The 11,849-nt window shown below is 70.0% G+C and carries 11 protein-coding genes; 5 read left to right on the forward strand and 6 right to left on the reverse strand.

Translation table 11 applies throughout. From position 1 onward, the window contains the following. Positions 1-1,132: 1,132 nt before the first annotated feature. Positions 1,133-1,489, reverse strand: a complete 357-nt coding sequence (locus ACWF62_RS18985; protein ID WP_378569977.1) for an MmcQ/YjbR family DNA-binding protein — start codon at positions 1,487-1,489, stop codon at positions 1,133-1,135. An 84-nt stretch (positions 1,490-1,573) separates the two neighbouring features. Between ACWF62_RS18985 and ACWF62_RS18990 the strand changes: the two genes are divergently transcribed. Further along, positions 1,574-2,032, forward strand: coding sequence for a MarR family winged helix-turn-helix transcriptional regulator (locus ACWF62_RS18990; protein ID WP_452630982.1), 459 nt, complete (start codon positions 1,574-1,576; stop codon positions 2,030-2,032). After that, positions 2,025-3,803, forward strand: a complete 1,779-nt coding sequence (locus ACWF62_RS18995; protein ID WP_452630984.1) for an AMP-dependent synthetase/ligase — start codon at positions 2,025-2,027, stop codon at positions 3,801-3,803. Before ACWF62_RS18990 ends, ACWF62_RS18995 begins: the two co-directional genes overlap by 8 nt. 6 nt (positions 3,804-3,809) lie before the next feature. On the opposite strand, the gene ACWF62_RS19000 is transcribed toward ACWF62_RS18995, so the two are convergent. Next, a complete protein-coding gene (locus ACWF62_RS19000; RefSeq protein ID WP_378569979.1) occupies positions 3,810-4,388 on the reverse strand; it encodes a hypothetical protein in 579 nt (192 codons plus the stop codon). Positions 4,389-4,508: 120 nt separating this feature from the next. On the opposite strand from ACWF62_RS19000, the gene ACWF62_RS19005 reads away from it, so the two are divergent. Beyond that, positions 4,509-6,065 (forward strand): carboxylesterase/lipase family protein, encoded by a 1,557-nt coding sequence (locus tag ACWF62_RS19005; RefSeq protein ID WP_452630985.1) that lies wholly within the window; start codon positions 4,509-4,511, stop codon positions 6,063-6,065. On the opposite strand, the gene ACWF62_RS19010 is transcribed toward ACWF62_RS19005, so the two are convergent. Together ACWF62_RS19010 and ACWF62_RS19015 are read right to left on the reverse strand one after the other, a co-directional pair. Further along, positions 6,058-7,290: an MFS transporter gene (locus ACWF62_RS19010; RefSeq protein ID WP_452630986.1), complete on the reverse strand. Its 1,233-nt coding sequence runs from the start codon at positions 7,288-7,290 to the stop codon at positions 6,058-6,060. The genes ACWF62_RS19005 and ACWF62_RS19010 overlap by 8 nt on opposite strands. A gap of 84 nt (positions 7,291-7,374) precedes the next feature. Then, positions 7,375-7,671 (reverse strand): DUF2470 domain-containing protein, encoded by a 297-nt coding sequence (locus tag ACWF62_RS19015; RefSeq protein ID WP_378569982.1) that lies wholly within the window; start codon positions 7,669-7,671, stop codon positions 7,375-7,377. A 65-nt stretch (positions 7,672-7,736) separates the two neighbouring features. Between ACWF62_RS19015 and ACWF62_RS19020 the strand changes: the two genes are divergently transcribed. Continuing rightward, positions 7,737-8,102 (forward strand): VOC family protein, encoded by a 366-nt coding sequence (locus ACWF62_RS19020; protein WP_452630988.1) that lies wholly within the window; start codon positions 7,737-7,739, stop codon positions 8,100-8,102. 11 nt (positions 8,103-8,113) lie between these two features. On the opposite strand, the gene ACWF62_RS19025 is transcribed toward ACWF62_RS19020, so the two are convergent. Then, complete coding sequence (locus ACWF62_RS19025) at positions 8,114-8,899, reverse strand: enoyl-CoA hydratase/isomerase family protein (protein WP_378569984.1); 786 nt, start codon at positions 8,897-8,899, stop codon at positions 8,114-8,116. 85 nt (positions 8,900-8,984) lie between these two features. Between ACWF62_RS19025 and ACWF62_RS19030 the strand changes: the two genes are divergently transcribed. Next, positions 8,985-10,391: a plasmid pRiA4b ORF-3 family protein gene (locus ACWF62_RS19030; protein WP_452630990.1), complete on the forward strand. Its 1,407-nt coding sequence runs from the start codon at positions 8,985-8,987 to the stop codon at positions 10,389-10,391. A 50-nt stretch (positions 10,392-10,441) separates the two neighbouring features. Here ACWF62_RS19030 and ACWF62_RS19035 read toward each other — a convergent pair whose 3' ends face one another. After that, positions 10,442-11,440: an MBL fold metallo-hydrolase gene (locus ACWF62_RS19035; protein ID WP_378569986.1), complete on the reverse strand. Its 999-nt coding sequence runs from the start codon at positions 11,438-11,440 to the stop codon at positions 10,442-10,444. Between the last annotated feature and the right edge of the window lie 409 nt (positions 11,441-11,849).

The raw sequence follows: 11,849 nt of genomic DNA on the forward strand, positions 1-11,849 counted from the left end.
GTGTGGGAGAGTAGGACACCGCCGTACATTACTTGTTCGGGAGCCCCGGAACTTGACCCCTTTTGGGGGGTTGGGTTCCGGGGCTTTCGGCGTTTCCGGGGGTGGGTCGCCCGGTGGGGTGGGTGTGTGCACGCGGCAGAAGCCGTGTGCGCAGGGGGGATGTCGGGTTCGCGGGGGTGTTGAGCGCGGAACACGGGTGTGGGTGCGGCAGAAGGTATGTGCACACGACCGCTGCCGGGTGCGCACGGGTATTGCTGGCCTCGCCTCCGGGCGCACGCGACCGCTGGCATGCATCACGCAGACGAGGTGTGCACACGGGAAATGTGGCGTCCGCGGGGGTGTTGCGCGTCGAATACCGGTGTGCACGCGGCAGAAGCCGTGTGCACACGGGGGTGCACTCGCACGCGCCCGGTGCGCGCCGAACCCCGCTGCGCGCATCCCACCCCTTCCACGGGCACCCATCAGCTGTGTGCACACGCGGGATGCGGTGTTCGCGGGGGTGTTGAGCGCGGAACACTGGTGTGCACGCCGCAGAAGCCGTGTGCACAGCGCGGGTGACCACGCCGCTGCCACCAGCCCGACTACGGACCCAGCGACGACACCGCCCACTGACGGCGACCGCCAGCCAACGCATGCGACGGCGACACCGCAGGTGTGCACACGCCCACTGCCGCGTCCGCAGACAGATTGCGCGCCGAACACCGGTGTGCACGCGGCAGAAGCCGTGTGCACACGCCCGCTGCCGGGTCGGCACGGGTATTGCTGGGCCTCGCCTCGGGGGCACACGCGACCGCTGGCATGCATCACGCAGACGAGGTGTGCACACGGGAAATGCGGCATCCGCGGGGGTATTCAGCGCCGAACACTGGTGTGCACGCGGCAGAAGCCGTGTGCACAGGGAGGATGTGGTGTCCGCGGGGGTGTTGAGCGCCGAACACTGGTGTGCACGCGGCAGAAGCCGTGTGCACAGGGGGGATGTGGTGTCCGCGGGGGTGTTGAGCGCCGAATACCGGTGTGGGCGCTGCAGAAGCTATGTGCACATGGGGAATGCGGAGTATCCGTGTGCACGCAGCAGGACCTGTGCGCACAGGGGCAGCGCCGCGCGCACATGGGTGTGGTGTGGACTAGGAGGCTACTCGTCGTAGAGGCTGCCGAACTCGTGTGCGTCGACGAGCCGCTTCGGCGCGGTCAGGCACCAGGCTTCGGTGACGAGCTCGAGGAGTTCGTCGGATTCGATGCCCTCCAGATGGACGACGATCCAGCCGAACTGGCCGGCGGTGAACTGGATCTCGAACACCTCGGGGCGCTCGGCGACCAACGCAATCTGTTCGTCCAGGGTCGCCTTCAGCCCGACGGTTCGGGTCTTCTCCCAGATGTAGCCGTAGCCCTTGCCGCAGACCTTCAGCGCGGTCCAGTTCCCGGCATCGACCTGCTCGGTCTCGGGCAACGTGTCCAGCATCGCGATGAAGCCGTCGAGGGTCACACTCATGCCCCACGTCTACCAGAGGTGTCCGACATCCAGCCTTCCATACCCGGGGTATCGGATAGCCGCGCGCGGCGTTATAGTTGCGGAATGCAACACGGTACTGCCGTCGCTCGGGTCCACGACGAACTCGTGCACCTTGTTCGGCAGCTGATGACGGGGGATCGGGGTGGTGACGGAGCCCCGTCGTTCGCCCAGCATTCGGTGTTGTCGTACATCGACCGCAGCCCCGGCTGCCGCGCGACGGAGATCGCCGACGCGTTCGGGGTGCACCGCTCCACGGTGTCCCGGCAGATCCGTGGATGCGTGGACAGCGGCTGGGTCGTTGCCGAACCGGGGCCGGTGCGGACGGGGCACCCGCTCACGCTCACCGATGCCGGGCGCAGCGTGCTGGCAGCGGCGGGTGTGCGCCGCCGGAGCGAGGTCGCCGGCCGCGTCGAGGACTGGACCGACTCCGACATCGCGCTATTCGCCGACCTTCTGCACCGCTTTCGCGTGCCGACCCCCACGCCCGACAACGACACGACCGGAGGCGCTCCGCATGCGTGAGTACGCGACGACACCCACCTTCACGATCGCCGACGACGACGCCCTCGTCCGGACCGTGTACTCCCACGCCGACACGACCCCGGACCTCGTGCTGTTCTCCCGCCCGCGCGGCGACCGGTGGGTTGACGTCACGGCCGCCGAGTTCGCGGACCTGGTCACCGGCGTCGCGAAGGGGCTGATACAGGGCGGCGTGCAACCGGGGGACCGGGTGGTGCTGCTCTCGGCGACCCGATTCGAGTGGACGCTGCTTGACTTCGCGATCTGGGCGGCAGGTGCGGTGTCGGTGCCGATCTACGATTCATCGTCGGCAGATCAGGTGCAGTGGATCGTCGAGGATGCGGGTGCCAACGTCGCGATCGTCGAAACCTCCTCGCACGCAGAGTACTTCGCTGGCACCGGCGTCCGGGTGCTGGAGATCGAGGACGCAGCTATCGAGACGCTGCTCGCGTCCGGTGCCGATCTGGACGACTCCGCCGTCGAGCAGCGGGTTTCCGCACTGCGGGCCGACGACCCGGCCTCGCTCGTCTACACCTCCGGGACGACGGGGCGGCCCAAGGGATGCGTACTGACGCACCGGAACTTCCTGTCCGAGGTCCGGGGCATCCTCGCGGCGAGCATCGGTGACGTCGCACGCCCAGGGAATCGGATGCTGACGTTCCTTCCGCTCGCGCACGTGCTGGCACGCGCGGTGTCGCTGGCGATGTTCGAGGCGGGCGGTACCCAGGCGCACTGGTCGAACTTCGGCACCATCGTCGGGCAGTTCGATCGGTTCCGGCCGAATGTGATCCTTGGGGTGCCACGGGTTTTCGAGAAGGTCCGCGACGCGGCGGCACAGCAGGCGTCGACGGGTGGCGCGCTGCGGGCACGAGTGTTCGCCTTCGCCGAGTCGACGGCTGTCGAGTACAGCGAGGCAATCGATCGGGGACGGCCGTCAATGCTGTTGCGGTTCAAGCATTTCGTGGCCGATCGCCTGGTGTACTCGAAGTTGCGTGCGGTTCTCGGTGGCGAGTGCTGGTGGGCGATCTCCGGCGGCGGGGCGTTGATGCCGCGGCTCGGACACTTCTTCCGCGGGCTCGGGGTCCCGATCTACGAGGGCTACGGTCTGACCGAGTCCACCGCAGCGCACTGCGTCAACGTCCCGGGTGCACAGCGGATCGGCAGCGTCGGACAACCGCTCGGCGGCAACGCGGTCCGGATCGCCTCCGACGGGGAGATCGAACTGCGCGGTGGTGTCGTGTTCGGCCGCTACTGGAGGAACGAGACGGCCACCGTCGACGTATTCGACGACGGCTGGTTCCGCACCGGCGACCTCGGGTCCCTCGACGAGGACGGCTACCTCACCATCACCGGACGGAAGAAGGACCTCCTCATCACCGCAGGCGGCAAGAACGTGTCGCCGGGGCCGCTCGAGGATCGGATGCGCTCCCACGAACTGGTATCGCAGGCCGTGGTTGTCGGCGACGGCAGGCCGTTCATCGGGGCGCTGGTCACGGTCGACCCGGATGCGTTCGCGCGCTGGCGGTCCGAGAACGGCAAGGGCGGCGAGGCGACGGTCGCGGACCTCCGGGACGATCGCGACCTGCGGGCGGCGGTGCAGCGGGTGATCGACGACGCCAACACCACTGTCTCGCACGCCGAGGCGGTCAAACGTTTCGCGATCCTCGCCAGGGACCTCACCGAGGGGGACGGTGAACTGACCGCGACTCTGAAGATCAAGCGGAACGTGGTTGCGCAGCGCTACGGCGCCGAGATCGACGCGCTGTACTCCTGACTCCGGTCACCACAGGTCGTAGGCGACGTCCGACACGGTGAAGCCGTGGCCGGATCCGCTCTCGCAGGTGACCCCGGCGCGCCGATCGACGGTGCACGTGAACCCCTGCACGCGCAGCGGAGAGCCGTACGGCAGCGCCTTCGCGGGACCGTCGAAGCGGTGGAACGCCGGATCTCCGGTGCTGACAAACTCGCCGGGCTCCCCGGTGACGACCCGGATCGCGTTGGGGATGGTCGTTCCCGGGCCGCTGGGTGCTGGCACCCGCGGCGCGGTGCCAGGGAGACTGCCGTGACAGCCGGCGACCGGGGCCGGAGTGGTGATCACCGCGCACTCGAACTTCCCGCTGGGACTGGTGAAGTAGTACGAGCCGCCCGCCTCGCCCAGGTAGTCGGCGACCTGCGCGGCGGGTGCGAGGCTGGGGGTCACGGAGGTCGACCGCGTGGTCGTCGCCGCCGGGGCTGGTGCGGTCGTGGTGCCGGGACCGGGCTGCTCCGCGGCCGGGCCTGCGGCCCCGTCGACGGTGTTCGCGCAGCCCCCGACCACGCTCAGGGTGGTGAGCAGCAGGATGATTCGGGTGGTGCGCACGTCGGTCATGGTAGGGGACCGTCGCGGACCGGCCGGTCGGGAGTCCGTGTCGCGCGCACCTGCTCCCCGTGCCGGGTTGGTACGTTGGCGATGAGTGACCGCGACGGAAGGGAGGCTGTCGTGCACACCGACGAGACCAGTGCCGTCACGGGACCGCGAACGCTGACGGTTCGGGTGGCGGACGGCGCGGTGCGTGGTCACGCGGCGGGCTCGGTGTTCGCGTGGATGGGCGTGCCGTATGCGACGGCAGGACGCGATCGGCGGTTCCGCCGCGCGGCACCCGCCCGGGCGTGGGATGGCGAACGCGACTGCCGTGACCGCGGGCCGATCGCGCCGCAGGCCAAGGCAATGCAGGTTCCGATCGACCCGGGCCTGGCGCAGGACGAGGGCTGCCTGTCCCTGAATGTGTGGGCGGCACGCCCCGCCGAGGAGCCGCGGCCGGTGATGGTGTGGATCCACGGCGGCGCGTACTGCGTGGGGGCATCTTCCCAGACCGTGTACGACGGTCGCAGACTCGCCGAGACCGGGGATCTGATCGTGGTCACCGTCAACTACCGGCTCGGGGTGTTCGGGTTCCTCGACCTGTCGTCCTTCGGGGAGGGGTTCGAGCCCAACCTCGGGTTGTGGGACCTGGTGACCGCACTGGAATGGGTGCGGGACAACATCTCCGCGTTCGGCGGCGACCCGGGGAATGTGACCGTGTTCGGTGAGTCGTCGGGTGCCGGGGCGATCACGACGCTGATGACCGCACCGCGCGCGGAGGGACTGTTCCACCGCGCGATCGCCCAGAGCGCCCCCGCGACCTCCGTGTACGGCGCGGTGCGGGCGGCCGCCGTCGCGTCCCGGTTCCTCGAACTGGCCGGGGTCGCACCGTCCGAGGCCGACCGCCTCCACGAGTTGCCGGTCGAGGACCTGCTCCGTGCCGGGGACGAACTCCTCGACGAGATCGTCACCACGGTGCCCGGCACGCTGGCGATGGCGCCGGTTGTCGACGGTGACCTGGTGCCCCGCTACCCGGTCGCCGCGTTTCAGAAGGGGGTCGCACATCGGATCCCGCTGATCATCGGAACGAACCGGGACGAGGCGTCGATCTTCCGGCTCACACGATCCCCGATCCTGCCGGTGACGGCGGACACGGTGACGCAGATGTTCGCGGCGATCGCCGACGACCACCCGGACATGCCGCCGTCCCGGATCGCCGAGGTCATCGCAGCCTACCCGGACTACACGAAACCGACCGGGGCGATGGCGATCTCGCGTGACGCCGCATTCCGGATGCCGTGCCTGTGGATCGCGGACGCACACTGTCGGCACTCGCCGACATGGGTGTACCGCTTCGACCACGCAACCCCGATGCTCCGGGCGGCGCGCGTCGGGGCCGGCCACGCCACGGAATTGCCGTACGTATTCGGCAATTTCGGCACCCTCAATATGGACCCGACGTTCTGGCTCGGCGGCCGCAGGAGCGCCGTTCAGGTGTCCGGGCGCGTGCAGCGGCGGTGGCTCGCGTTCGCCGCATACGGCGTTCCGGCGGCGTTGGACGCGTCGAAGCACTGGGCTCCCTACACCGAGGAGGGCCGCTCGACCCTGCTGATCGACAAGACCGACACCCTCGTCCCCGACCCGGATGCGGCGTTGCGGGCCGCGTGGGGCAACGAGGTGATGGGGTTCAGCTGACCGGCGGGGTGTCGAGTTCCCGCAGCGCGGGCAGGCCGATGCAGGCCACGCCGAGCACGCACACCGGGATCGCCAACGCGAAGAACGTCGGCTGCAGGCCGACCGCGTCGATCATCGGGCCAGCGAACAGGTAGCCGAGCGGGCCGGCCGCATAGGCGGTGGAGGTCATCACCCCGACGACGCGGCCGCGCATGTGCTCGGGGCTGCGGGTCTGCATGGCGTAGTTGGCAATCGGGCCAACCGGCCCGAACACGAGTCCGACCAGGACGGCGAGGGACAGGGTCAGCCACAGCGGCGGCAGGAAGGCCATCCCCACCATGCAGAGGCCGAGCACGGTCACCGCGACGAGCATCAGGGTGCGCCGCCGGATCCGTGCCGCCAGCGACCCGTACGCCAGTGCGCCGACGACCCCGCCGACGCTCATCGCCATCAGTACCCATCCCAGCTGCGCGGGCTGCTCGAGGTCGGCGAAATGCACCGGGAACAGGACGCTCTCGACCGGCAGGTACAGCGCAACGATCGCCATGTCGACGAGGGCCAGGGTGCGGAGCAACTTGTTGCGCCACACGAACTTCAGGCCCTCCACGGTGCCCGACCACATCGACGCTGGTCGCGACTCCCGGTCGGGTGGGCCCGCGCCGTCGAGACGAAGGAACGCGATCGTCACGATCGATCCGGCGAAGCAGAGTGCGGTCACCCATAGTGTGCTCACCGGCCCGAGCGTCGCGATCAGCACGCCGCCGACGCCGGGGCCGATCAGATACGCGACGTTGTAGTTCGCCTCGTACAGACTGTTGACCCGGTCCAGCCGCCACCCCGACGCGGTGGTCGCCGCGGGCAGCATCGACTCGCGGGCGGAGATGCCCGCCGGGTCGAAGGCGGCCCCGAGCGCGGCCAGGACCGCGATCAGCGGCACCGACAGCCCGATCGTCGCCGACGAGATCGGGATCAGGGCAACCGACAACGCGGACAGCACATCGGAGACGAGGGAGGTGCGGCGACGGCCGAACCGGTCCACCACCGTCCCCGAGAACAGCGACGACAGCAGCAGCGGCAGGGTCGCCGCTCCGGCGACAACGGCAGCGTCGGTGGCCCGTCCCGTCTGCTGCAGCACCAGCCACGGCAACGCGACGATCGTGATGCCGTTGCCGGTCGCCGACAGCAGGGTGGCGAGGTTGACCAGCAGCAGCGGCATCAGTCGGCGGGTCGCCGTCGACGTGGTCATGTCGGGACTCTTTCAGGACGGAGGAGACATGAGTCGACGCTAGCCCGCCGCGCGCCGACGCGCGAACCGTTTTCCGGCGCAGGCTCAGTGCCCGCCGGACTCGATTCCGAGCCGCTCGCACGCCGCGTGGTACAGCGCGACCACCTCGGTGCGGATCGAGGCCCGGTCGGTGACCGGCCCGAGCCACGGCACCCGCACCGGCCGTTCGGTGCCGTCGACCGTCGCCACCCACTCGCCCGCGGTGGTGTCCAGCCCGGTCATCCGGGCCGCGGTGGCATCGGGTTCGGCGAAAGCCCGCACGATCGCGAGATTGTCGGTGGCGTGATCGCCGTTCATGTGGCCGGTGACCGCGGCAATCACCGCGTCGTCGAAGTCGCTCATGGCGCAAGCCTACGGTGGGCCCGTCCGGGCGGCGGGGTCGGTGGCGTGCGCCTACGCTCGACGTCATGACCCGTCCCGCCATTGCCGTGGACTACACGGTGCTCGACTGCCCCGACCCGGCGGCGCTCGCCGGGTTCTATCGCGCCGTGCTCGGCTGGCGCCTCACCCGATCCGAGGACGACTGGGTGATCCTGCAGGGCCCCGGTGAGCTGCGGCTGGCGTTCCAGCAGGCCCCCGACTTCATACCGGTCGACTGGCCGGCGCACGGGGTCCGGATGCATCTGGACCTCGTCGTCGACGACATGGACGCGGCGGAGCGGTGGGTGCTGGGGCTGGGGGCCCAGCTCGTCGAGGGCGACGCCGACCATCCGACGTTCCGGGTGTACCGGGACCCGGTGGGGCACCTGTTCTGCCTCTGCCGCCGCGGCTGACGGCCGCCGGCTCAGGCTCCTGCGGGTAGCGTCGTGAAGTCCGGCTCCCTGCCCTCCGCGAATGCGACGAGCGCCTCAAGGTTCGCTGGCCCACCCATCAGCTCGGCGAAGCAGGCGTTCTCCCGTTCCCGTGCGGCCGCGATCTCCGCCCGCAGCGGCGCCGTCATCGTCTGCTTCACCGCCATCAGGCTTGAGATCGGTTTGGCCGCCAGTGTTTCCGCGTGCCGGACGGCGACCTCCATCAGGTCGTCGGGCGCGCAGACCTGGAAGACCAGACCCATCTCCTTCGCCTGCTCGGCGCGGATCCACTCGGAACTCATCAGCACCCACGCCGCGTTCTGCCTGCCGATCAGCGCGGGCAGCAGATAGCTCGACGCCGCCTCCGGCGCCACCCCCAGCCCGGTGAACGGGCACTTGAGCTTGGCGTCGGTGGACATGAACGCCAGGTCCGCGAAGCCGATGATCGTGGTCCCGATGCCGAGACCGAGCCCGTTCACCGCGCAGATCAGCGGCTTCGGGAAGTCGGCGAGGGTGTCGAGCAGGCCCATGAAGCCGTGCGTGCCGGGGCGGAAGTTCGGGTCGCTGGTGCGGGCGTGCATTTCGCGCAGGTCGGTGCCCGCGCTGAACGCGCGACCGTTGCCGGTGAGCAGGACCACCGCGACCGACGGATCCTCGGCCGCGTCCCGCAACGCCTCGGTCGTCGCGTCGTACAGCGCTTCGTTGAACGCGTTCAGCGCGTCCGGGCGGTCGAGGGTCAGGGTCCGGACGCGGGCGCGGTCGTCGATGAGGATGCTCATGCCCGAATAGTAGAACGCGTTCCAGTGTGTCGGGGTCGTTCGCGGCCGCCGTGCCGCTGTCCCCGCCCTGTTCTAGGCTCGGGAGATGGGAGTCTCCGAGCCTGGCCGGCACCTGCGGGTGGTGCCCACCGACCCCGAGGCGCTGCGCACCTTCGTCGCCGAGATTGGTACCTCGCCGCGAGTCCCGGCCGGGCGGCGGATCGCCGCGTACCGCCTGCGGGTCGAGTTGAGCGGGGTCGTCCCCGCGGTGTGGCGCAGGCTGGTGGTGCCGTCCACCGTCACCCTCCACGAACTGCACGTCGCCGTCCAGGTCGCGATGGGCTGGACGGACACCCACCTGCACCAGTGGGTCCTCCCGGATCCGTCCGGTGCGGTGCGGGAACGGTTCTCGATGCGGGAGAGTATCGAGGACGGCTTCGGCGACGGCGACAGGTGCGACGAGGACGTTCGGCTCGGGGACGTGCTCGGCGCCCCCGGCGACCGGCTGATCTACGAGTACGACTTCGGCGACGGGTGGGAGCACAGCGTCGTGCTTGAGGACATCGACCCGGCCGCAACGCTGGACGCCCCGTCCTGCCTGGCCGGCGAGCGGGCCTGTCCGCCGGAGGATTGCGGCGGTGTGCCCGGGTACGAGCGGCTGGTGGACGTGCTCGGCGACGTCGGACACCCCGAGCATCACGAGCTGCGCGCATGGGCGGGCTACGGCTTCGACCCGGAGTCATTCGACGTGGCCGCGGCCGACGCGGCGGTCGCCGCCAGGGACGCGCTCCGGCTGCATCCGCCGGTACTGGACTCGCGGGTCGCGCCGCTCCTCGAGCGGATACCGTATCGCGCTGCACCCCATGTGCATTCGCTGCTTGAGCGGGCGGACCTGCAGAGTGGTGAGTGGTCGGAGATCGAGAGCATGATCGACGGTGCCCTGGTGCACCTGCAGTGGCTGCTGCGCCGGGTCGGCGCCGACGGCATCGCCCTGACCTCGGCCGGCTATCTGCCGCCCGCCGTCATTGCCGCGGCCCGCGACGAACTCGACTGGGGCACAAGGTGGGTCGGGTCGGGCGATCGCGAGGTGAGCAATCCGACGTTCCGGGAGTTACTCGAATCCGGTCGCGCGTTCGGCCTGACCCGAAAGTACCGGGGCAGGCTGCTGTTGACGAAAAGAGGTGCGACGCTGGCGCGTCAGCGAAACCAGCTGTGGGAGCATGTCCTCACCGCGCTCCCGCTCGGCAGGCACGAGGTGGAACGCGAGGCGGGACGGCTGCTGCTGCTGACCGTCGCGGCAGGCGCGTCTCGACACGAACGGCGGGCCGCGATGTCCGAGGGACTGGCGGCATTGGGGTGGCGCAACGCCGACGGCAGCAGGGTCACCGAGTTCGACGCGTACTGGGACGCGGCGGAGACCGCACGCTACCTCCGGATGATTGGGGCGCTCGGCGCGGTCGAGGGCACCCCGGACTGGGCGCGCGGCGTCGCCCGCATGTCGCTGTCGATGTGACGGGCGGGTGCCGGGCCGCGGCACCGTCGCCGCCGCCCGGCATCGACTGGCTACCGGCGGGCGAAGCGGGCGGGCTCGCTGCCCGGCACCTGACCGACCTGCTCCCGCGTCACCAGATGCCGCAGATGCGCGGCCGCCTCGGACACCGCCATGTTCCGCGCCAGCGGATGGAAGTCCGACCACGGCCGGTACCACTTCATCCGCTCTGCCACCTGCCACAGCGTCAGCTCGTCGTCGCCGAACGCGGCATACAGGTGATCCAGACGCTCCTCGTGGTGCTCGACGAGTTCCTTCGCTCGCCCCGGTAGGTCGGTGATCGGCAGGCCGTGCGCGCCGAGCCCGCGGGTGATGCCCATTGACTGCACCCGACGCAGCGAATCCATGAACTCCGCCAACGCGTCCCGCTCCTCGATCGGGTACACGAAGTTCCCGACGTGCGGGGTCGTCTTTTGCAGCACGTGGTCGCCGGTGAACATCACGTCGGCGTCCTCGAGGTAGAAGCAGGCGTGACCGGGGGTATGGCCCGGGGTGAAGGCGACCCGCAGGTTCCGCCCGGCGAGCGCGATGACCTCCCCGTCGGTGAGGGTGCGGTCCGGTGCGGATTCGGGACCGGCCGGGGGTTTGCCCAGCGCGGCCGCCCCGAACGCGTCCCGATGCTCCTGCGGTGCGCCGGCCCGAACCATGTTCTCCTGCTGGTCGGTCACCCACACCGCATCGTGGGACGCCGACATGAACCGGAACATCTCGTGGTCGGCCTCGTGCATCGCGATCCACGCGCCGGACGCGTCGCGGACCCGGCCGCACAGGCCGGTGTGGTCGGGGTGGAAGTGGGTCAGCACGACGCCCTCGACCTCGGTGATCGAGTGCCCGACCGATTCAAGTCCGCCCGTCAGACCCTCCCACCCTTCGTCGCCGTCCCACCCGGCGTCGACGAGCACGATGCCGCCTGGCGACTCCATCGCGTACACGAGGGTGCTGCCCAGCGGATTGTGGGTCATCGGAACCGTGATCTGGAAGATGCCATCGCCGATGGCCACTGCGTCGGACATAGTCACTACCTCTGTACCGGTGAAATTGGTTAACCCTTTCGTTCATCACTACCGCACGAGTGGTGTGCAGCACAGCCCGGGTGTCCACTCGGTGGACATCCTGTGACGCAGGTAACCGCGCGCTGCGGGGTGGGTGTGCCCGTCGACGGCCGTGTGCACACGGGTGTTGCCGCGTGTGCGGGGGTGTTGGGCGTGCAGTGGGGGTGTGGACGCAGCAGCGGGGGTGTGCACACGGGTGTCGGTGCGGGCCCTCTCGGCGGCCGTGTGCACACGGGTGTTGCGGCGTGTGCGGGGTGTTGGGCGTGCAGTGGGGGTGTGGACGCGGCAGCGGGGGTGTGCACACGGGTGTCGGTGCGGGCGCCCGTCGGGGGCCGTCCCGGCGGCGTCGGGGGTGATGCGGCGCCGGCTG

Source organism: Rhodococcus sp. NPDC054953 (genome assembly GCF_053609225.1).